Raw genomic sequence first — 19,262 nt, 5'->3', positions numbered from 1 at the left:
GGCGCCATGACCCAGGTCACGCAAGCCAGTTTCGCGGCCCCCCTGCTCGATCGTTCGAAGCCGCCGCCGTCCGGTCTCAGATCCTGGACGGGTGCGGAGCCGGTGCGGCGCTATGGCGTCTATCGCAACAATGTGGCCACGGGACTTGCCCGCGCGCTCGCGGCACGCTTCCCCGTGACGGAGAAGATCGTGGGGGAAGACTTCTTCACCGCGATGGCGCGCGACTATGTGCTCGAGCATCCGCCGTCCTCGCCGGTGCTTCTACATTATGGCAATAGCTTCGCCGATTTCGTCGCGGGCTTTGCGCCGGCGGCAAGCGTGCCATATCTCGCGGATATCGTGCGGCTGGAGGACGCGCAGGTGCGCGCCTATCACGCAGCGGACATCGCCTCGGTCGACCCGCAAGTCCTCACCCGGATCGCGCCTGAACGGATGGCGGGACTCACATTCATCTTCCACCCGGCCGCTTCGGTGCTACGGTCGGCCTATCCCGTCGTCACCATCTGGTCGATGAATTCGGGCGAGCAGCCTCTGACACCAATTGCCGACTGGCAGGCGGAAGACGCGCTCGTCACGCGGCCGGAGCTTGCCGTCCTCACCCGTCGTATCGCCCCCGGCAGCACCGCCTTTCTCCTCGCGCTGATGGCGGGCGACGGGCTGGCCGGCGCTTTCGGGAAAGCCCTCACGGTGGACGAGACCTTCGATCTCGGCGGCAATCTCGCCGATCTCCTGCGCTCGGGCGCCGTCATCGACATCCTCTCCGAACCCCCGTTGGAGGCGTGAATGGACAAGGCGATCGCAAATATTCCGGCAGCGGCCCTGATCAGGAAGGCCATCGGCCTGTGCGAGCAGATTCCCTATTCGCTCATCGCGCTTGCCGCGCGTGTCTTCCCGGCCGCCGTCTTCTGGCAATCGGGCCAGACCAAGCTCGACGGCTGGCAGGTCTCCGACAATGCCGTCTATCTGTTCCGGGAGGAATATCGGCTGCCGCTTGTCGATCCCGCGATCGCAGCGCATCTCGCCGCTTTCGCCGAGCATTTTTTCCCCATCCTGCTGGTGCTGGGGCTTGCGACACGCTTCGCCGCGCTGGCGCTCCTTGTCATGACGCTCGTCATCGAGATCTTCGTCTATCCGGATGCCTGGCCGACGCATGGCACCTGGGCCGCATGCTTTCTCATTCTCATCGCCAGAGGTGCGGGCGCCTGGTCGCTGGATCACCTGATCAAGGTGCGGAACAACTCTAACTCCTCATCGTAAGCGATCACCTCTCCCCCATTTCGTCATGGCCGGGCTTCGACTCGGCCATCCAGCCCGTCCGTCAAATCAGTTGTACATAGTAGAGACTGGATGGCCGCCTCAAGGGCGGCCATGATGAACTTGGGTTAAAGCGGCGGCGGCTGCGGCGCCGAGTCGGCGCAGCCCGCGACCTGCTGATCGAAATCGATGATCGATCCCGTCATCATTCCGGATTCATCGCTGGCGAGATAGGCGATGGCGCGTGACACCTCGTCGGTCTTGAGCAAGCGGCCGAAAGGCAGCTTCGTCTCGGCCTCCACCAGCCAGCCGTCCTTCGCATCGTGATAGGTCTTCATGATCCGGTCCTCGCCCGGCGTATCCATCCAGCCGATGCACAGGCCATTGACCCTGATGCGATGGCGCATGAGGCTGAAGGCGACATTCTTGGTGAGGGTGATGAGCGCCCCCTTGGAGGCGCAATAGGCCGTGATGAAGGTCTGCCCGCCATGGCCCGACATCGAGATGATGTTGACGATGGTGCCGCCCGATTTCTCGCGCTTCATCAGCTTGGCGGTGTCTTGCATGAGGAAGAACGGCGCCCTGACATTAACCGCGAACATCTGGTCGAAGAGTTCAGGGCTCGTGTCCCAGATGGTGCCGCGATCGGTGATGCCGGCGACATTGACGAGAATATCGGCGCGGCCGAAAGCCTTGTCGGCGGCAGCAACGACGGCGCGGCTGTCGTCCACCTTGCCAAGATCAGCCTTGATGAAGACCGTCTCGACGCCCTTCTTGGCGAGTGCCGCCTTGACCTTCTCGCCATTCTTCTCGTTGCGGCCGCAGATCACCACACCCTTGGCACCCCGATCGGCAAAGAGATGCGCCGTCGCTTCGCCCAGGCCCTGCGTGCCGCCTGTGATGATGGCGACTTTCCCCTCAAGAGAGGACGATGCGAATGCTTCAGCTGTGCTCATGACTGGGTTCCCGCGGTTGAAAGGGAGATATTTCTAGCGCTGGAGCGGCCATCCAGAAAGTGGCAAAGTTTCCGGCCATGCCGATTTATCGGATCATAGAAGCTCCATCCGTCCTCGGCCTCTGGCCCTCGGGCGTCCAGCACGCGCCGCAGGTGCTCATGGAAATGGGACTGGGCGTCGGACTTGGCATCGCGGAGACAAAACGCATCGAGCCACCGGCCTATGACCCCCGCCGCGATGCCAGCACCCACATGCTCAATCCCGCGGGCCTTGTCACCTATACGCATCTCCTCGCGACAGACGTGTGGGACGCGGTAGAGGATGGGGCCGTACCCATCGTGCTTGGTGGTGACTGCAGCATCCTGCTCGGCCCCGCTCTGGCGCTACGTGAACGTGGCCGGCACGGACTTCTCTTCGTCGACGGCCATATGGATTACTGGGATGCCAGGATCGAGCCGACCGGCGAGGCTGCCTCGATGGATCTCGCTTTGGTGACGGGACATGGAGCCGCAGCACTCTCCAATATCGATGGGCTATCCCCCTATTTCCGCCCCGAGGATTGTGTCGCCTATGGCACGCGCGACCATCTCTACAGTTCCGATTTCATCGAGACGCCCTATCCTTCGACTCTCATGCGCATCGATGTGAAGGAAGCGCATGCGCTGGGCCAGGCCGGCGTGGACCAGGCCCTGGCGCGATTGACGAATAACCGTCTCGATGGCTTCTGGATCCATTTCGATGTCGATGTGCTGGACGACGAGATCATGCCGGCGGTCGACTACCGGATGGAGGACGGCTTGTCCCATGCCGAGCTGAAGCGCCTGCTCGGCGCCGCTTTCGCTACGGCCAAGGTGAAGGGCATGACGCTCACCATCTATAATCCCAATCTCGATCCGCAGCGCAGTGCTGCACGCAATCTCGTGGCGGCACTGATCGAGATCTTGAAACCTTAGCCCGGCTCTTCCGGAAACTGCGCGGCGTCAGGGGGAATAATCATCCCCGGCAGCTTGCGCGACGTCCAGATATGGATGGCCTTCGCCATGTCGATCGGCTGGTCGAGCGATCCACCCTTGAGGACGACGATGTCGGGCGCATCCTGAGGCTCGTCCCACAAACGGCTCCCACAATGCGGACAGAAGGCACCGTTTATCTGGAGCCCGCTGTCGCCCCGACGCGACCAGAATTTCGGCTCGCCTTTCGTGATCCTGAAGCCCTCACGCGGCGCCGGGAGCGACATGCCGAAGGCGGAAGCCGATTGCTTGCGGCATTCGGTGCAATGGCAGATGAAGAGCGCAAAGGGCTCGCCGGCGCATTCATAGCGCACGGCACCGCACTGGCATCCGCCGGTTCGTGTCATGGCCCCTGTCTATGACAGAGGCGGGAGGCGATCAACCGACCTTGCGATAGGCCTTGTTGAGCTGCACCATCGGGTGGTTGGGCGACATCTGGAACTTGATCAGCAATTCGCGCGCCATCATATCGCGATCCTGCTGGTTGTCGGGCAGTTTCACATTCTTCGGAATGCGCACCCAGCCATTGCAGTTGCGATCGAAGATGGCGGGCTCGCCCTCTTCGTAACCCATATGCACGTCCTCGAGCCAGTTGAGGTCGTCCCAGCCCATGAATTCCATATAGCCCTTGAGGAAGGGCGTGATCCGCGTGTAGTCGGGTATCAGGTTCACGTCATAGCGGTAACCGATATGCTGCCCGATCTCCTTCTCGCGCGAGGAGGAAAGGCCGGCCTTGTCCTTGATGAACTGGTCGACCGACTTGATGTCCGAGCCTTTGTAGCTTGTGCCTGCCATTGTTCTGCTCCTTCGGAGAAACTCCCCACCCCCTGCCCCTCGCCGCAAGGGGGAGGGGAACGGGGCAAAGCTTCTCAGTATTTGTGGTAATTCCCGCCTTCCATGCCGACCGTGTAGTTGGTGCCGGCGAGCGGCACCTTGCACATGGCGGAAGCTTCCATGGTGAGGGCGGCGAGATCCTCAGGCTCGAGCGAATGGATATTCGTCTTGCCGCAGGCACGGGCCAGCAACTGGGCTTCCATGGTGAGCGTGTGGAGGAAGTTGTAGACGCGCTCGGCCGCCTTGTCGGGGTCGAGGCGCTGGCGCAGCACCGGATCCTGGGTGGCGACGCCGACCGGGCAACGGCCGGTGTGGCAGTGATAGCAGAAGCCGGCATCGACGCCGATCTCGGACGGATAGTCGGTGACGCCCTCGATATGCTTGTTGCAGTTGAGGGCCATCAGCACCGAGTGGCCGATCGCGATCGCGTCGGCGCCCAAGGCCAGGGCCTTGGCGACGTCGCCGCCATTCCTGATGCCGCCGGCATAGACGAGCGAAATCTCGCCCTTCTTGCCGAGCTCATCGATGGCGCGGCGCGCCTCGCGTATGGCTGCGATGCCGGGGACGCCGGTGTCCTCGGTCGCAATATGGGGACCGGCGCCGGTGCCGCCCTCCATCGCGTCGATATAGATCGAATCCGGATCGCACTTCACCGCCATGCGCACATCGTCATAGACACGCGCGGCACCGAGCTTGAGCTGGATCGGGATCTCCCAGTTCGTCGCCTCGCGGATCTCCTGGATCTTGAGGGCGAGATCGTCGGGCCCCAGCCAGTCCGGATGGCGGGCGGGCGAGCGCTGGTCGATGCCGGCGGGGAGCGAGCGCATCTCGGCGACCTGGTCGGTCACCTTCTGGCCCATCAGATGGCCGCCGAGACCGACCTTGCAGCCCTGGCCGATGAAGAATTCGCAGGCGTCGGCGAGCCTGAGATGATGCGGGTTGAAGCCATAGCGCGACTGGATGCACTGGTAGAACCATTTCATCGAGTAGCGGCGCTCGTCGGGGATCATGCCGCCCTCCCCCGAGCAGGTAGCGGAGCCTGCCATGGTCGAGCCGCGGGCAAGCGCGATCTTGGCTTCATAGGACAGCGCGCCGAAGGACATGCCGGTCACGTAGACCGGAATGTCGAGCACCATCGGGCGCTTGGCGCGCGGGCCAATGACGGTCTTGGTGTCGCATTTCTCGCGATAGCCTTCGATGACGAAGCGCGTCAGCGTGCCGGGCAGGAAGGTGAGATCGTCCCAATGCGGGATCTTCTTGAACAGCGAGAAACCGCGCATGCGATAGCGGCCGAGCTCCGACTTGATGTGGATATCGTTCATCACTTCGGGCGTGAAGATCTTGGACGAGCCCAAAAGATATTTCTTGCTCTCGGCCGGCGCGCGCGAAAGGGCTGCAAGTCCGGTCGCGGTGCGCTTCACCGCGCCCTTGCCATTGGTCTTGGCAAGCGCTGTCACGCGCGGCCTTGCCTTCGTCCTGGCTTTCACGGGTGCCGATTTCGCTTTGGTTTTCTTGGCTGGTTTCTTAGCCATTGCAGGTCCTCACCTTATTTCGTCATCCCGGCGAAAGCCGGGACCCACCAAACTCATCCCACGAATCCTGGACCAAACTCAGAGCACCAGCTTCTTTTCGCCGGGCTCGAGATTGTCGTAGTTCCACAATTGCTTGCCGGCGACGATCTTCTTGAAATGGCCGATGCCCTTGGAGGGCAAGAGCCCGTACATCTTGAGCTTGCGGGTCAGCCATTCGCGATCGAGATCGGTCATCTCGCCCGGCACCGCATCGACGCCGAGGCTCCTCGCCTCGCCGCCCAGATAGATGGTGCCGTCATACATGGAATCGCCCAGGTTCTTGCCGGCATTGCCGCAGATCACCATGCGGCCGCGCTGCATCATGAAGCCGGTGAACGAGCCCGTATCGCCGCCGACGATGATGTTGCCGCCCTTCTGGTCGATGCCGGTGCGCGCACCGACGGACCCCTTGCAGACGATATCGCCACCGCGCAGCGCAGCGCCGAACTGGGAGCCGGCATTCTTCTCGATGAGAATGGTTCCCGACAGCATGTTCTCGCCGCAGGCCCAGCCGACTCGGCCCTTGACCTTCACATTCGGCCCATCGAGCAGGCCGAGCGCAAAATATCCGCAGGACCCCTCGATATAGAGATTGAGCCGGTTCAGGATGCCGACGGCCAGCGAGTGCTTGGAGCCCGGATTCTTGAGCACGATCGTGCCATAGCCGCGGTTCATCAGGTCGCGCAGCTGGGCATTGATCTGTTTGGTGTCGAGCTTCTCGCAATCCAGCTCGGCGCGCTTGTTGAAGTCGACATCCGGCGCATCCGGGTAGCCGTAGCCGCCGCCCTCCTCGGTCACATCGAAGAAGCGCTGTTGCGTCTTGCCGCGCAAGGCCTCGGTGTGCATGCCCAGGTCATGCGAGACATGGGCCTGCTTCGTCGTCGTCAAGCCCGCCATACGCGAACCTCCTCATCATAGGGATCCCAGGTGTCGATCTCGTGCGGAATGACGGCGCGGATCGCCACTTCTTCCGAAGCCAAAGCGACGAGGTCGTCGCTTTCGTAGAGCACCATGGGCTTGGCGGCCATGGTGTCCTTGGCCATGCCAAGCGCGTCCTTGGTCGAGACGAGATAGGTGAAGACGCCGTCGATGTCCTGGATCGACTGGCGCAGCGACTCTTCGAGCGTCGCGCCATGTTCGAGATTATAGGCGGTGTAGACCGCGAGCAGTTCCGAATCGCAGTTCGACATGAAGCGATGGCCGCGGCGCTCGAATTCACGCCGCATCATCCAGTAGTTGGTGAGCTGCCCGTTATGGACGACGGCGATGTCGTTATAGGGATAGGCCCAGTAGGGATGCGCCGAGCGGATATCGACATCGGACTCGGTCGCCATGCGGGTGTGACCGATGCCATGCGTGCCCTTGAACTTGCGCAGGTCGTACTGCTGGGCGACGCGCGCCGCATCGCCCAGATCCTTGATGAGCTCGAGGGCATTGCCCATCGACAGTATCTCGGTGCCTTCGACATCCTCGACATAATCGGCGAGCTTCTTCATGTCGCCGTCATACTGGATGCGATAGCGAAAGGCGTAGTCGGTGACGTCTTCCTTGTCGATGATCTGGACGCCCAGCGTGGCCAGGCGCTCCTCGACCTTGGCACGCCGGCGCTTCACCTCGTCGACAATGTCGAAGCCCTTCGCCATGTCTTCCTGCTCGGCCACCTTGAAGCGCATCACATATTCATTGCGCCCCGGCGTGCCGTAGATCGCATAGCCGGTCGAATCGGGGCCCCTATGCTTGAGCGACTGGAGCATCTGGGTCATTTCCTGACCGATGTTCCCCGATCCGTTGCGGTGGATGAGCCCTGCTATCCCGCACATGATTAGCCTTCCTTTCTCATGCCCGTCGTTACGGAAACTAGGGCAGACAGTTCAGATAGGTATCGAGATCCCACTGCGTCGATGTGTGGAGGAAACGCTCCCACTCATCGCGCTTGTATTCGTCATAGAGGCGATGCATCTCGCCCGGCATCGCCGACTTGATGACGTCGTCCTTCTTGAGCGCCTCCAGCGCATCGCCCAGGGTCATCGGCAGGCGCTTCACCTGCTTGCCGGCCTCCATGGCGGCATAGATGTTGCGCTCCTCGGGCTTGCCCGGATCGATCTTGTTGCTGATGCCGTCATCGGCGGCCCTGAGGATGGCGCCCGCCATGATGTAGGGGTTCACCATCGAGTCGACCGCGCGGTATTCGAAGCGGCCGGGGGCCGAGATGCGCAGGCCCGTTGTGCGGTTCTGGAAGCCCCAGTCGGCGAAGACCGGCGCCCAGAAGCCCGTGTCCCACAGCCGGCGATAGGAATTCACCGTCGAGCAGCCGATCGCCGTCAGGGCACCGAGATGCTTGACGATGCCACCGATCGTATAGAGGCCGATCTTGCCCGGCATTTGCTTGTCCTTCGTGTCGGGCATGAAGGTGTTCTCACCGCCGCGGCGGTACATGTAATTGTTCTCGAAGCCGGGCAGGTTCTTGGGATCGTTGCCCAGCGCCTTGAACTCGTCCTTGCCGCCCTTCCACAAGGAGACATTGTGGTGGCAGCCATTGGCCGACACGCCCATGAAGGGCTTGCACATGAAGCAGGCGATGATGTTGAACTCGCGCGCCACCTGGGCGCAGATCTGGCGGTAGGTGGTGAGGCGGTCGGCGGTTCTCAGCGCATCGTCATAGTTGAAATTGAGCTCGAGCTGGCCCGGCGCGTCCTCGTGGTCGCCCTGGATCATGTCGAGGCCCATTTTCCGGCCATATTCGATCACCCGCATATAGACGGGGCGCAGGCTCTCGAACTGGTCGATGTGGTAGCAGTAGGGATTAGAATAGCCGCCATTCGGGTTGCCGTTGTCGTCCTTCCTGAGCCACATCATCTCGGGCTCGGTGCCGTGGCGCATGCGCAGGCCATGGTCCTTCTCGAACTGGTCATGGATGCGCCTGAGATTGCCGCGGCAGTCGGAGGTCAGATAGGCGCCGGGATTTTCCTTCTCCTCGCGATTGCGGAACAGCGTGCAGAACATGCGCGCCACGCGCTTGTCCCACGGCAGCTGCATGAAGGTCTCAGGCTCGGGAACGCCGACCAGCTCGGCCGCTTCCGGACCGTAGCCCAGATATTCGCCGCGCCGGTTCATGAACAGGTTGACGGTGGCGCCATAGACGAGCTGGAAGCCGCCATTGGCGATGTTCTCCCAGTGATCGGCCGGAATGCCCTTGCCCATGATGCGGCCGGTGACCGAGACGAACTGCAGATAGAGATATTCGATGCCGAGCTGATCGATCTTCTTGCGCACCTGCTTGATCAGCTCATCGCGGCCGTCGGTCTTGATGAATTTCTCATAGTCGCTCATGTGGCGTTTTCCTCTTTGTCGTTTTCCGGTTCCTGGTTGCGTAGGGAAGCCTAACGTGATCGAACCGGTTTGGTAAATTCAGAAATGGCGGGCGGCATTCAGCTCCACGGGAACGGGCTGTTGGAAACGGGATGCAGCTTGCCTTCGGCATAGCGCGAGAAGCGGAAAGGCTCGAGCAGGCGCGATTTCTCGCCGACGATCTCCTGGGCGGCGAGCTTGCCGACGCCGATCATCTTGTAGCCGTGGTTGGAATCCGCGATGATGAAGACATTATCGCGGAAGACGTCGAAGACCGGGAAATTGTCGGGTGTGAAGCAGCCGAGCCCGCCCGATTTCTCGTCCTTCTTGTAGATGCCGATCTTGCCTTCGAAACGTTTCTGGCAATGCGCCAGCATCGAGCACCAAGTCTCGATGAACTCATCGCCGACGATGAAATCAGGCGAATCGGGGCCGTAAGGGTCGATCGCGACATTGTCGGGCTCACCCTCTACCTTGTAGGGCGACGCGCCGCCCTGCACGCCGCCGAAATTGAAATCGGGCTTGTAATAAAGGCCCCACAATTTGTCGGTCAGAAGCCTTCCATCGACATCGGAATAAAGCGGCGCATCGGTGTCGACATGGATGACCGGCGGCATCTTGCCGTCATTGGTCTTGTGCATGTTGGGATCGACGCCGAGGGTGCCTTCCTCGAGGCACCAGTATTTCCACATGCGCACCCCGTCATGCATCTTGCCGTCGCGCCCCTTGATAGAGACGGTGCGCGGCAGATCGAGCATGTTCCAGACCTGGTTGACCCAGGGCCCGACGCCGACCACCACATAATCACAGGCGATGCGGCCCTTGCTGGTATTGAGCGCGGTGACGGCCTGCGAATTGCTGCCGAACTCGAAGCCGTTGACGGTGACGCCGGTCATGATGCGCACACCCTCGGCTTCGGCCTTGGAGGCGAGGCCGTAGATCGAGGCGGTGTTGTTGGCGTAGCCACCCTTCTTCTCGTGCAGCACCGAGGTGATGCCCTTGGCCTGCCAGTCGTCGAACAGGCCTTTCATATAGGTCATCGAATCCTTCTCGCCTTCGATGAAGGTCGAGGAATAGCCGATGGCCTTCTGCTGCTCGTAGATGGTGCCGACCTGCTGGTGCATGACTTCGGGCGAGATCTGCATATAGCCGACGGGATGGTAGGAATAGGCCTTGGGGTCACTCTCCCACACCGATACCGAATGCGCCATCAATTCGCGCATCGCCGGCTGGTAGTAATTGTTGCGCACGACGCCGCAGGCGATACCCGAGGCGCCGGCGGCGATTGAGGTCTTGTCGATGACGAGGATGTCCTTGCCCGACCCCTTGCCTGTTTCCCTGAGCTTGAGCGCCAGATGATAGGCCGTCGAGAGGCCGTGAATGCCGGCCCCGATGATCGCGTATTTCACGCCGGACGGAACTGCCATGAGCCTCGCCTTCCTCCTTGGAACCCAAGCCGGAGCAGATTGGGCTGAACCGGTTTGAATGCTTTTTTCGGGACAAAACCCGCGGTTCTGGCATAATGATCCACAAATTCAGACCGATTGCAAACCAATTTTTGCCAATTACAACCAATTGCGACCATGACCCCAGACCTGCAAGACGACCTGATCAAGCCGCGCAGCGGTCTCGAAACTGAAGGGGAGGATCCCCAGCTTGTCGCTACGAGAGGCGCCAATTCCATCACCTCGCGGCTCAAGCGGGCGATCGAAAGCGGCGTTTACAGTGATGGCGACCAGCTGCCGCCCGAACGCCAGCTTGCGGTGGCTTTCGGCACGGCGCGCTCCACCATCCGCAAGGCACTGGACCAACTCGAGCAGAGGAATCTTGTGGTGCGCCGGGTCGGCTCCGGCACTTTCATCAGCTATCAGGGCCCGGTGCAGGACGCGATGTCGGATGTCACCGACCTCATCTCGCCCCTGCAGCTGATCGAGGCGCGCATTGCCATCGAGCCCTCGATGTCGCGGCTTGCGGCGCTGCACGCCTCGGCGCGCGATCTCGACGCCATCGAAAGCATCCTGCTCAGGATCGAGGCCGCGACCGACGACCAGGACCTGTTCACCAAGCTCGATTCGGAGTTCCACCTGGCGCTGGCGCGCTGCTCGCGCAATCCCCTGCTCTATCGGCTCTATCAGCACATCAACACGGTGCGCAATCACGCGCAGTGGGAGCAGATGAAGCAGATCATCCTGGTGAAGGAGAAGATCGACATCTACAACCAGCAGCACCGTGCCATTTTCGAGGCTCTCAAGATGCGTGATCCGGCGACGGCCGCCGATCTCATCTCGAAGCATCTCGAAACCGCGCGCCAGGATTTGGTAGGTGCCGACAGCATCTGAGCACACAAGCTTGGCAAATTGTGCGAGATTTCACAGATCATTCTCCCTCTCCCGTCCATCCTCCGGACGGGAGAAGGGGAAACTTTGCAAGGGCGCTCGCTCTGTCGTGCATGTTGCAGCCGCAAATATGATTGCCTGCGCATGAACCCCGTTCTGCTCGGATCGCTGGCGGCGCTGTGCTGGGGCACGCTCGATTTCCTGGCCGGCAAGGTGAGCCGCGCCATCGGGCCGATCCATGTCACCGTCACCGTAACGGCTATCGGCCTTGTCCTGATCACGCTGTGGCTCTGGGCCTTCGGCGCCTTTCCATCGCTGGTGCAGGACGGAATCTGGTGGCCGCTCCTCGCCGGGGCTGGCTATGCCCTCGCCACCCTCTGCCTCTTCGCCGCCATTGCCTCGGGGCCGATATCGCTCGCCGTGCCGGTGACCATGTCCTATCCGGCGACGAGTGTCGTTGTCGCCACAGCACTCGGCAACGCGCCCAGCGCGGTCCAGCTCTTCTTCGTCGCCCTCATTCTGGCGGGCGTCCTGCTGGTCGCCCTGGGCGAATATGAGGACGGCGAAGCCCAGGCCGCCGGTCAGCGCCGCCGTACCCTCATCCTCGCCACGCTTGCTCATCTGACTTTCGTCTTCGCGGTCTTCGTCGGGCAGAAGTCGGCAGCCCAATTCGGCGAGATCGAATCCGCCTGGATCTCGCGCCTCGCCGGCACCGCCGTCATGCTGCCTCTGCTTTTCCTCTCCAGGGAGAGACTGCGCAACCAGATACCGCATCTGCCCCTCCTCACCATGATGGCCTTTCTCGACGCGCTGGCGGTCTCGCTCCTCTTTGCCGCCGGCAGGACGGCGCAGCCCGAGCTCGCGACGGTCTGCGGCTCCGCCTCGGGCGCCATCACTGTCATCCTCGCCTGGATATTCCTCAGAGAGAAAATTGCCCCGATGCGCTGGCTCGGGGTCGCCGCGACCTTCTCCGGCGTCGCGGTACTTTCGGCGTTCAAGTGAATGCGCTCTTCTCATTACCTGCCACGTAATTGAGTGCCCGTCGCGCCTTCGTCATGCTGTGCCGGTCAGAACGAAGGAGACAACCATGACCGATGCCGCCCATATAGCCGACCGCTATATCGCCGTATGGAACGAGACCGATCCCGCCCGCCGCAGCGCCCTGCTGGCCAAAGGCTGGAGCGCAGATGCGACCTATGCCGATCCCCTGATGAAGGGCGAAGGCCATGAGGAAATCGGCAAGCTCATCGGCGCCGTGCAGGCGCGCTTCCCGGGCTTCCGCTTCACGCTCGACGGCCGCGTCGACAGCCATGGCGACAAGCTCCGCTTTTCCTGGTCGCTTGGCCCAGAAAGCGCCCCTGAAATGATCAAGGGCACCGACTTCGCCACCACCGAGGACGGGCGCCTGAAATCCGTCACCGGCTTCCTCGACAAGGTGCCGGCAGGGGCGGCCTAGACTATCCTGAAGCCGGCGCGGACACTCTATCCTGTGGTCCGCGCCGCGTCTGGAGATCCGAGGATGAAGACTGCCACCGCCCTGAAGGCCGGCGATTATTTGCGCAGCTGGCGCCGCCGCCGGCGCCTGAGTCAACTCGATTTCGCGCTCGAGGCCGAAATTTCACAGCGGCATCTGAGCTTCCTCGAAAGCGGCCGCGCAATGCCCAGCCGCGAGATGCTGCTCCATCTGGCGGAACGGCTCGACGTGCCACTGCGCGAGCGCAATGCCATGCTGCTCGCCGCCGGCTTCGCACCCGTCTATGCCGAGCGCAACCTGGAGGATCCGGCCATGGAAGCGGCGCGCGGCGCGATCGAGATGGTGCTGAAAGGACATGAACCCTTCCCGGCGCTGGCCGTCGACCGGCATTGGATCCTGGTCGCCGCCAATGCGGCGCTTGCCCCCCTGCTCGCCGGCATTGACGACAAAATGCTTCTCGAAGCACCTGTCAATGTCATGCGGCTGGCACTCCACCCGCGGGGTCTCGCGCCACGTATCGCCAATCTCAGCGAATGGCGGGCGCATCTCCTCGACCGTCTGCGCCGCCAGGCCGCAGTCACGGGCGATGATGTGCTGGCCGGGCTCTTGCAGGAGCTTTCGGCCTATCCCGTCAATGGCACGCTCACCAGCCTGCATTCCCCGGCACCGGAAGATCACGGCGGCGTCTTCGTGCCTCTCAAGCTGGTGACCGGTCACGGCCTTCTGTCGTTTCTGTCCACCACCACCATATTCGGCACCCCGCGCGACATCACCCTTTCCGAAATAGCGGTCGAGGCCTTCTTCCCAGCCGATGCCGAAACCGGCCGGATCATCCGGCAGCTCGCCGCCTGACAGGGGCGGATTTGCCTGTTGCGAAATATCGACTATCCTCGCCGACGCCATTCCAGCGAGGGTTTCATGATCGTCATCACCCAGAAGCATCTTGATGATTTCGCCCGCGATGGTTTCGTCGCCGTCGAAGGTGCGCTGTCACCGGATGAGATCGCAAGCGCCCGATCGCGCTTCAAGCCGATGTTCTCCGGCAAGTTCGAGACCGGGCTTTATCCCGATGAATGGAACTGGCGGCTCGGCCGCGACCGCGAGGACCTGACGCGCCAGATCTGCAATGGCTGGAAATCCGATCTCACCATCGCCTCGATCGTGCTGAGAAGCGATGTCGGCGAGGCATGCGCCAGATTGCGCGGCTGGCCCGGCGCCCGCATCGGCCAGGACAATGTCATCTGGAAGCCGCCCGGCGGCAAGCCGCTCGGCTTCCATCAGGACGATTCCTACAATGGCTGGATCGTGCCCGGCGAAATGATGACGTGCTGGATCACGCTCGACGACACCAAGGCGTTCCAGGGCACGATCGAGCATGTGAGGGGCTCGCATCGCTGGCCCATCTCGCCGCCCATCAAGCAATTCCACGCGCCCGACGACGCGCTGGCCGACCTCAAGCCCGCGGCGCAAGCGGCGGGCATCTCCGATTATGAGATCGTGCCGATCGAGGTGCCGGCGGGCACGGCGGTGTTCCATCACGGCCGCACCTGGCATGGGTCACGCGACAACAAGGGCACCAATCCGCGCCGCTCGGTCATCGCCCATTGCATTTCGTCCACAGCAAAATTTCACCCGCACGACATCAGCTACATTTACTCGCGCTACAAGAAGGCGGGCTCGACGGAGATGGACGAGAGCTATTTTCCCGTGCTCTGGCAACAGGATGGCTACCGGACTTCCTGGCTCGACGGCTATATGGCGAAGGGCCGGGCCGCGGCTGCGTAAACCAAACCGATTAAATTTTAAGGACAATTATAATAGTTCTCTAGCCGCCTATCGGGCAATCTCCGGTCCTAGTTTCGGTACCGGAAGTGCTGTCCCATGTTTGGATCGAGTGAATCAGAACGGCAACGTGTCGCGGTCACGCTGACGCTCGCCTCCGGCGACATGCTGAACGGACATGTGTTTCTCGGACGGGCGCAGAAGCTGCGCGACCTGCTCAACAACCCCGACAGCTTCATCGATTTCGAAAAGCGCGACAGCACGGTGACGATGATCGCCAAGCGCGCCATCACGGCGATCGCCGCGATCGACCTGCCGCGCACCGATCATCTCACCAGGCGCGCGAACAGTGCCGCCACCTTCGATCCCTATCACACGCTGGGCGTCGATCCGGGCGCCAATCCGGGCGAGGTGCGCGCCGCCTATCTCGCCAAGGCCAGGCTCTATCATCCCGACAAGCTCGCCAGCAAGGATGTGCCGCGCGAGGTCGGCGACTATATGAACGCCATGTTCATCCGCATTCAAAAGGCCTATGACGAGCTGGACACGACCAAGATCCCGACCTGACCTTCCAGCAACCGAATGACGATCGAAACCAATCCCGTCGCGCACTTGCGCATCCTGAAGCCGTTGCCTTTCGCCTATGCCTTCTATGACGGGCGCATTCCCGGTGTGCGGCTGCATTCGGAAGACGAGAACTGGCTCGATGATGGCGGCTTCTCGCTCGGCACCGCCAGCTATGTGCTGGTCGACGAAGACGACGCGCTCGTCTATGACACGCACATGTCGCTCGCGCATGCGCGCAAGATCCGCATGTTCCTCGACCGCCTCGGCCTCAAGCGCATCCGTGTCGTGCTCAGCCACCATCATCTCGATCATATTGCCGGCAATGAGGCCTTCGCCGATTGCGAGATCATCGCGCATGAGCGCACGCTCGCGCATATGAAAGCCAACCAGGCCGGCATCGAGGACGGCAGCTATCACGGCCTCCCCGCCATCTCGCCGCTCATCATGCCGACCGTCACTTATGAAGACCAACTCAAGCTCGATGTCGGGCGGCTGCGCGTGCATCTCAGGCACGCCAATATCCACAGCGACGATGCGACGCTTCTTTATATCGACGATCTGTCCCTGCTGTTCGCCGGCGACACGCTGGAAGACACCGTGACCTATGTGGCCGAACCGCATGCGCTCGACACGCATCTGAGCGAGCTCGACCGGCTGTGGAGCTGGCCCATCTCACGCATCCTGCCCAATCACGGCGACCCGCTGGTGATTTCGGCCGGTGGCTATGAGAAGACCCTCATCAGGGCCACCCAGCAATATATCCGCACCCTGAAGCGCTGCGTTAACCAGCCGGAGCTGCGCTCCGAGGACCTGGCGACGCTCATCGCCGGGCCGCTGCAGGCCAAATGGGTGAACTACTTCGCGCCCTATGAGGCGGTCCATCGGAGCAATGTCGCGAAGGTCGTCGCGGCGCAGTCGAGCTGAGGCCTTCGATTTTTCCGCATCAGCCTATCCAAAGGTCTGCAATTTTTCGGGCCGATGCGCCTATTCGGCGGCGACCGCCGGCATGATGCTCTCGACCGCGAAGGGCCGGTCATGGGTGAGCGAGGGAATGCGCGCCCTGGTCTTCGCCACTTCGGCGAGATCGATCTCGGCAACGATGACGTTCTCGGCCTCGCCGCCATCGGCCAGCACCCGTCCCCAGGGATCGATGATGAGGGAATGGCCATAGCATTCCGAGCCGCCGGCCAGCGTGCCATACTGGCAGGGGGCGATCACATAGGCACCATTCTCGATCGCGCGCGCCCGGTTGAGCACATGCCAATGCGCCTTGCCGGTGATGCGGGTGAAGGCTGCCGGCACCGCCAGCATCTGGGCCCCGGCCTTGGCGAGCGTGCGGTAGAGCGCGGCAAAGCGCAGGTCGTAGCAAATGGACAGCCCGATCGGCCCGCCGATGCAGGGCGAGAGCACCGCTTCGGCGCCCGCCATGATGGTGGCCGATTCACGATAGGAGTGGCCGTCGCCCAGATCGACGTCGAACATATGGATCTTGTCATAGCGCGCCGCGACGGCACCATCGGGCGACAGCATGTAGCCGCGATTGAAAATGCGGCCGTCGGCCGATTTCACGCCGATCGAACCGATGAGAATCCAGGCCTTGTGGGCGCGGGCGAGCGCCGCCATGGCGGGCAGCACCGGATGGTCACTCTCGGGCACGGCGAAAGGATGCAGCATGCCGTCCTTGGTATCGAGTCCGGCACAATATTCGGGCAACGCCACGAGCTTGGCGCCCTTCGCGGCGGCCCTGTCGACCAGCTTCGACAGGATGGCGATATCGGCCTCGACATCCGGCGTCGCGCAGTTCTGGACGCAGGCCGCGATGAATTTCTGAACCATGGAACAGCAGTCTATACCAATGCTGCGCGATGTCACTTCTCAACTTTGAGAGCTTGACCAAGCGGCAAGGTTAGCGCCGCAGCAGGCCCAGCACGGCGCGGATGATGTGGAGATCGCTGCGCGCGGCAAGGCAAACCAGCCATTCGCTCATGCTCGCCGACCAATCGCTGAAGCGCAAGACATGCAATCTCGCATCCGGCACGATCTCGGCGGTCGAGATGATGCCGATGCCCATGCCGCCCGCCACCGCCTCGCGCGCGGCCTCGCGGCTCTCGATCTCGATGACATTGGCGATCGGCAATGACCGACGCGCCGCCTCCTCGACCAGCAAGGTGCGGGTCACCGAACCCTCCTCGCGCAGGACCACCGGCTGGCTCAGGAATTCGGCAAAGGAGATTTCGGCGCGCCGGGCGAAGGGATGCGACGCCGCGGTGAAGGCGGTGACCGCATCGTCGCGCAGCAGTCGCGCCTGATAGGCCTGCTGTGGCGGCGTCTCGGCGATCACGGCGAAATCGATCTCGAAGCGATCGAGCCGGTCGAGCAGCTGGGCCGAGTTGCCGGCGACGAGGCGCACCGCGACCTTGGGATAGCGCTCGCGGAAGCGGCGGATGAGCGGCAGGACATGGGTGGCGGCATCGGCGCCGATGACGAGGCTGCCTTCCTCCAGGCCCTTCGCTTTTGCCAGGAGCTCGAGCGCTTGCGCCTCGGCCTCGAACATCCGCTCGGTGACGGCCAGGAGCTTGCGGGCAAAGGCGGTGAGCTCCACCCCGCCGCGCCGGCGCAGGAACAGCTCCGAGCCATAGGCATCCTCGAGCTTGCGGATATGATCGGAGATCGCCGGCTGGGTAAGCGAGAGCCTTTGCGCGGCTTTGGAAAAGCCGCCATTCACCGCAACAGCGTGAAAGGCCTTGAGCTGGGCATAGCGCATGGCCCTGTAATACATCAGTCAAACTTATATTCAATATATGATCTTACGATTTGACTTATATTCGGGACGGGAGCGAAATGCGTATGTGGGATCAATCAACGCCCGATCCCTTCTCCTTAGGCCCTCCCCGATCATGGGGAGGGCCTCATTCGAGGCCCCCATGAGCACCACCGCCCTTGCCGCTTCCTTCTCCCCCACCTTCAATGGTCCCGAAGGCCAGGAGGACATGCCCTATCTGCTGACACCCGGCCCCCTCACCACCTCGCGCGGGGTGAAGCTCGCGATGCTGGCCGATTATGGCTCGCGCGACATCGAGTTCCGCCAGATCGTCAAGCAGATCCGCGCGAGCCTGCTCGACCTCGCCCATTGCAACTCGAACTACGAATGCGTGATCATGCAGGGCTCGGGCACCTTCGCCATCGAAGCGGCGCTGGGCAGCTTCTGCCCGTCCAAGCGCTACAAGACGCTGGTCGTCTGCAACGGCGCCTATGGCGAGCGCGCCGCCAAGATCCTCAACCGTCTCGGCCGGCCGGTGGTCACGCTCGACAAGGGCGACAGCGAGGCGCCGACGCCCGACGAGATCGTCAGCGCCCTCAATGCCGACCGCACCATCAGCCATCTGTGGCTCGTCCATTGCGAGACCACATCGGGCATCGTCAATCCCATCCAGGCGATCAGCAAGGCGGTCCAGGGCCGGGCACTCACCATCATGGTCGATGCCATGTCCTCCTTCGGCGCCATACCGATCGACATGAGCGGCTGGAATATCGATGTGATGGTGTCATCCTCGAACAAATGCATCGAAGGCGTGCCGGGCTTCTCCTATGTGCTGGTGCGGCGTCCGATACTCGATGAGAGCGAAGGCCAGTGCCATTCGGTCGTGCTCGACCTGCATGAGCAATGGACGGTGCTCGAGCGCACCGGCCAGTTCCGCTTCACGCCCCCCACCCATGCGCTGGTCGCCTTCCAGAAGGCGCTCGAGGAATTTGCCCGCGAAGGCGGCATTGCGGCGCGCGCCGCCCGCTACCAGCGCAATGCCGACGTGCTGGTGCGCGGCATGCGCGAGATGGGCATCCAGACGCTGCTCAGCGACGATGAGGCCGGGCCCATCATCCAGACCTTCCTCATGCCGCGCGATCCCAATTTCCAGTTCGACACCTTCTACGAAAAACTGCGCCAGAAGGGCTATGCCATCTATCCCGGCAAGCTCACCAAGCGGCCGAGCTTCCGCATCGGCACGATCGGGCAGCTCGACGAGACCGTGATCCGCAACGCGCTCGTCGCCATCCGCGAGGTGCTGCGCGACATGAATGTCGCCGACCGGCATCCCCTGGCCTGAGAAAGAGATTCAAGGAAAAGAGCCAAA

The 19,262-nt window shown here is 62.3% G+C and carries 21 protein-coding genes; 11 read left to right on the top strand and 10 right to left on the bottom strand.

The features are described from left to right. The first annotated feature begins 6 nt into the window (after nucleotides 1-6). Both DT068_RS07170 and DT068_RS07165 read left to right on the top strand, forming a co-directional pair. Nucleotides 7-783 (top strand): HvfC/BufC N-terminal domain-containing protein, encoded by a 777-nt coding sequence (locus DT068_RS07170; protein WP_119389114.1) that lies wholly within the window; start codon nucleotides 7-9, stop codon nucleotides 781-783. Continuing rightward, entirely contained in the window at nucleotides 784-1,257 is a 474-nt protein-coding gene (locus tag DT068_RS07165) for a DoxX family protein (protein WP_119389113.1), read from the top strand. It begins immediately after the preceding gene. A 125-nt stretch (nucleotides 1,258-1,382) separates the two neighbouring features. Here DT068_RS07165 and DT068_RS07160 read toward each other — a convergent pair whose 3' ends face one another. Then, on the bottom strand, nucleotides 1,383-2,210 hold the full coding sequence (locus tag DT068_RS07160; protein ID WP_119389112.1) for an SDR family oxidoreductase: 828 nt from the start codon (nucleotides 2,208-2,210) through the stop codon (nucleotides 1,383-1,385). 77 nt (nucleotides 2,211-2,287) lie between these two features. On the opposite strand from DT068_RS07160, the gene DT068_RS07155 reads away from it, so the two are divergent. After that, on the top strand, nucleotides 2,288-3,163 hold the full coding sequence (locus DT068_RS07155) for an arginase family protein (protein ID WP_119389111.1): 876 nt from the start codon (nucleotides 2,288-2,290) through the stop codon (nucleotides 3,161-3,163). On the opposite strand, the gene DT068_RS07150 is transcribed toward DT068_RS07155, so the two are convergent. The 7 genes from DT068_RS07150 to DT068_RS07120 all read right to left on the bottom strand — a co-directional run bounded on the left by DT068_RS07150 (nucleotide 3,160) and on the right by DT068_RS07120 (nucleotide 10,400). Further along, entirely contained in the window at nucleotides 3,160-3,567 is a 408-nt protein-coding gene (locus tag DT068_RS07150) for a GFA family protein (RefSeq protein ID WP_119389110.1), read from the bottom strand. The genes DT068_RS07155 and DT068_RS07150 overlap by 4 nt on opposite strands. Nucleotides 3,568-3,598: 31 nt before the next feature. After that, entirely contained in the window at nucleotides 3,599-4,015 is a 417-nt protein-coding gene (locus tag DT068_RS07145) for a hypothetical protein (RefSeq protein WP_119389109.1), read from the bottom strand. A 74-nt stretch (nucleotides 4,016-4,089) separates the two neighbouring features. Continuing rightward, nucleotides 4,090-5,376, bottom strand: coding sequence for an FMN-binding glutamate synthase family protein (locus tag DT068_RS07140; RefSeq protein WP_119389303.1), 1,287 nt, complete (start codon nucleotides 5,374-5,376; stop codon nucleotides 4,090-4,092). A 288-nt stretch (nucleotides 5,377-5,664) separates the two neighbouring features. Continuing rightward, nucleotides 5,665-6,522 carry a GltB/FmdC/FwdC-like GXGXG domain-containing protein gene (locus DT068_RS07135; protein ID WP_119389108.1) on the bottom strand — a complete coding sequence of 286 codons (858 nt, stop codon included), beginning with the start codon at nucleotides 6,520-6,522 and terminating at the stop codon, nucleotides 5,665-5,667. Further along, on the bottom strand, nucleotides 6,510-7,445 hold the full coding sequence (locus tag DT068_RS07130) for a class II glutamine amidotransferase domain-containing protein (RefSeq protein WP_119389107.1): 936 nt from the start codon (nucleotides 7,443-7,445) through the stop codon (nucleotides 6,510-6,512). Before DT068_RS07130 ends, DT068_RS07135 begins: the two co-directional genes overlap by 13 nt. Nucleotides 7,446-7,482: 37 nt before the next feature. Then, nucleotides 7,483-8,955: a glutamine synthetase family protein gene (locus DT068_RS07125; RefSeq protein WP_119389106.1), complete on the bottom strand. Its 1,473-nt coding sequence runs from the start codon at nucleotides 8,953-8,955 to the stop codon at nucleotides 7,483-7,485. Between the two features lie 98 nt (nucleotides 8,956-9,053). Next, entirely contained in the window at nucleotides 9,054-10,400 is a 1,347-nt protein-coding gene (locus DT068_RS07120) for an NAD(P)/FAD-dependent oxidoreductase (RefSeq protein ID WP_119389105.1), read from the bottom strand. A gap of 156 nt (nucleotides 10,401-10,556) precedes the next feature. Here DT068_RS07120 and DT068_RS07115 point away from each other — a divergent pair, with 156 nt between their 5' ends. The 7 genes from DT068_RS07115 to DT068_RS07085 all read left to right on the top strand — a co-directional run bounded on the left by DT068_RS07115 (nucleotide 10,557) and on the right by DT068_RS07085 (nucleotide 16,056). Next, a complete protein-coding gene (locus tag DT068_RS07115) occupies nucleotides 10,557-11,312 on the top strand; it encodes a FadR/GntR family transcriptional regulator (protein WP_119389104.1) in 756 nt (251 codons plus the stop codon). 141 nt (nucleotides 11,313-11,453) lie between these two features. Continuing rightward, on the top strand, nucleotides 11,454-12,311 hold the full coding sequence (locus DT068_RS07110) for a DMT family transporter (protein ID WP_119389103.1): 858 nt from the start codon (nucleotides 11,454-11,456) through the stop codon (nucleotides 12,309-12,311). An 85-nt stretch (nucleotides 12,312-12,396) separates the two neighbouring features. Further along, nucleotides 12,397-12,765: a nuclear transport factor 2 family protein gene (locus DT068_RS07105; protein WP_119389102.1), complete on the top strand. Its 369-nt coding sequence runs from the start codon at nucleotides 12,397-12,399 to the stop codon at nucleotides 12,763-12,765. Nucleotides 12,766-12,828: 63 nt separating this feature from the next. Then, nucleotides 12,829-13,635 (top strand): helix-turn-helix transcriptional regulator, encoded by an 807-nt coding sequence (locus tag DT068_RS07100; RefSeq protein ID WP_119389101.1) that lies wholly within the window; start codon nucleotides 12,829-12,831, stop codon nucleotides 13,633-13,635. Nucleotides 13,636-13,701: 66 nt separating this feature from the next. Beyond that, nucleotides 13,702-14,568: a phytanoyl-CoA dioxygenase family protein gene (locus DT068_RS07095; protein WP_119389100.1), complete on the top strand. Its 867-nt coding sequence runs from the start codon at nucleotides 13,702-13,704 to the stop codon at nucleotides 14,566-14,568. A gap of 96 nt (nucleotides 14,569-14,664) precedes the next feature. After that, nucleotides 14,665-15,132 (top strand): J domain-containing protein, encoded by a 468-nt coding sequence (locus DT068_RS07090; RefSeq protein ID WP_119389099.1) that lies wholly within the window; start codon nucleotides 14,665-14,667, stop codon nucleotides 15,130-15,132. A 15-nt stretch (nucleotides 15,133-15,147) separates the two neighbouring features. Beyond that, entirely contained in the window at nucleotides 15,148-16,056 is a 909-nt protein-coding gene (locus DT068_RS07085) for an MBL fold metallo-hydrolase (protein WP_119389098.1), read from the top strand. Between the two features lie 60 nt (nucleotides 16,057-16,116). On the opposite strand, the gene DT068_RS07080 is transcribed toward DT068_RS07085, so the two are convergent. Together DT068_RS07080 and DT068_RS07075 are read right to left on the bottom strand one after the other, a co-directional pair. Further along, nucleotides 16,117-16,968 (bottom strand): carbon-nitrogen hydrolase family protein, encoded by an 852-nt coding sequence (locus tag DT068_RS07080; protein WP_119389097.1) that lies wholly within the window; start codon nucleotides 16,966-16,968, stop codon nucleotides 16,117-16,119. A gap of 70 nt (nucleotides 16,969-17,038) precedes the next feature. Beyond that, a complete protein-coding gene (locus tag DT068_RS07075) occupies nucleotides 17,039-17,911 on the bottom strand; it encodes a LysR substrate-binding domain-containing protein (RefSeq protein WP_119389096.1) in 873 nt (290 codons plus the stop codon). A gap of 211 nt (nucleotides 17,912-18,122) precedes the next feature. Here DT068_RS07075 and DT068_RS07070 point away from each other — a divergent pair, with 211 nt between their 5' ends. Then, nucleotides 18,123-19,235 (top strand): 2-aminoethylphosphonate--pyruvate transaminase, encoded by a 1,113-nt coding sequence (locus DT068_RS07070; RefSeq protein ID WP_438816418.1) that lies wholly within the window; start codon nucleotides 18,123-18,125, stop codon nucleotides 19,233-19,235. Nucleotides 19,236-19,262: the final 27 nt, after the last annotated feature.

Origin of the sequence: Taklimakanibacter lacteus (assembly GCA_003576695.1) — a bacterium.
GTDB classification, from domain to species: Bacteria; Pseudomonadota; Alphaproteobacteria; order Rhizobiales; family Aestuariivirgaceae; genus Taklimakanibacter; species Taklimakanibacter lacteus.
The sequence above is the reverse complement of the archived record's forward strand: the minus strand, read 5'-3'. Positions and strand labels throughout refer to the sequence as shown.

Bases quoted from the DNA above. Each gene is read 5' to 3' on its own strand.
- DT068_RS07090 (WP_119389099.1), top strand. From the start codon at position 14,665: ATGTTTGGATCGAGTGAATCAGAACGGCAACGTGTCGCGGTCACGCTG.
- DT068_RS07165 (WP_119389113.1), top strand. From the start codon at position 784: ATGGACAAGGCGATCGCAAATATTCCGGCAGCGGCCCTGATCAGGAAG.
- DT068_RS07075 (WP_119389096.1), bottom strand. From the start codon at position 17,911: ATGTATTACAGGGCCATGCGCTATGCCCAGCTCAAGGCCTTTCACGCT.
- DT068_RS07155 (WP_119389111.1), top strand. From the start codon at position 2,288: ATGCCGATTTATCGGATCATAGAAGCTCCATCCGTCCTCGGCCTCTGG.
- DT068_RS07140 (WP_119389303.1), bottom strand. From the start codon at position 5,376: ATGAACGATATCCACATCAAGTCGGAGCTCGGCCGCTATCGCATGCGC.
- DT068_RS07100 (WP_119389101.1), top strand. From the start codon at position 12,829: ATGAAGACTGCCACCGCCCTGAAGGCCGGCGATTATTTGCGCAGCTGG.
- DT068_RS07135 (WP_119389108.1), bottom strand. From the start codon at position 6,522: ATGGCGGGCTTGACGACGACGAAGCAGGCCCATGTCTCGCATGACCTG.
- DT068_RS07070 (WP_438816418.1), top strand. From the start codon at position 18,123: ATGCCCTATCTGCTGACACCCGGCCCCCTCACCACCTCGCGCGGGGTG.
- DT068_RS07160 (WP_119389112.1), bottom strand. From the start codon at position 2,210: ATGAGCACAGCTGAAGCATTCGCATCGTCCTCTCTTGAGGGGAAAGTC.
- DT068_RS07120 (WP_119389105.1), bottom strand. From the start codon at position 10,400: ATGGCAGTTCCGTCCGGCGTGAAATACGCGATCATCGGGGCCGGCATT.
- DT068_RS07115 (WP_119389104.1), top strand. From the start codon at position 10,557: ATGACCCCAGACCTGCAAGACGACCTGATCAAGCCGCGCAGCGGTCTC.
- DT068_RS07150 (WP_119389110.1), bottom strand. From the start codon at position 3,567: ATGACACGAACCGGCGGATGCCAGTGCGGTGCCGTGCGCTATGAATGC.
- DT068_RS07095 (WP_119389100.1), top strand. From the start codon at position 13,702: ATGATCGTCATCACCCAGAAGCATCTTGATGATTTCGCCCGCGATGGT.
- DT068_RS07105 (WP_119389102.1), top strand. From the start codon at position 12,397: ATGACCGATGCCGCCCATATAGCCGACCGCTATATCGCCGTATGGAAC.
- DT068_RS07145 (WP_119389109.1), bottom strand. From the start codon at position 4,015: ATGGCAGGCACAAGCTACAAAGGCTCGGACATCAAGTCGGTCGACCAG.
- DT068_RS07080 (WP_119389097.1), bottom strand. From the start codon at position 16,968: ATGGTTCAGAAATTCATCGCGGCCTGCGTCCAGAACTGCGCGACGCCG.
- DT068_RS07125 (WP_119389106.1), bottom strand. From the start codon at position 8,955: ATGAGCGACTATGAGAAATTCATCAAGACCGACGGCCGCGATGAGCTG.
- DT068_RS07170 (WP_119389114.1), top strand. From the start codon at position 7: ATGACCCAGGTCACGCAAGCCAGTTTCGCGGCCCCCCTGCTCGATCGT.
- DT068_RS07085 (WP_119389098.1), top strand. From the start codon at position 15,148: ATGACGATCGAAACCAATCCCGTCGCGCACTTGCGCATCCTGAAGCCG.
- DT068_RS07110 (WP_119389103.1), top strand. From the start codon at position 11,454: ATGAACCCCGTTCTGCTCGGATCGCTGGCGGCGCTGTGCTGGGGCACG.
- DT068_RS07130 (WP_119389107.1), bottom strand. From the start codon at position 7,445: ATGTGCGGGATAGCAGGGCTCATCCACCGCAACGGATCGGGGAACATC.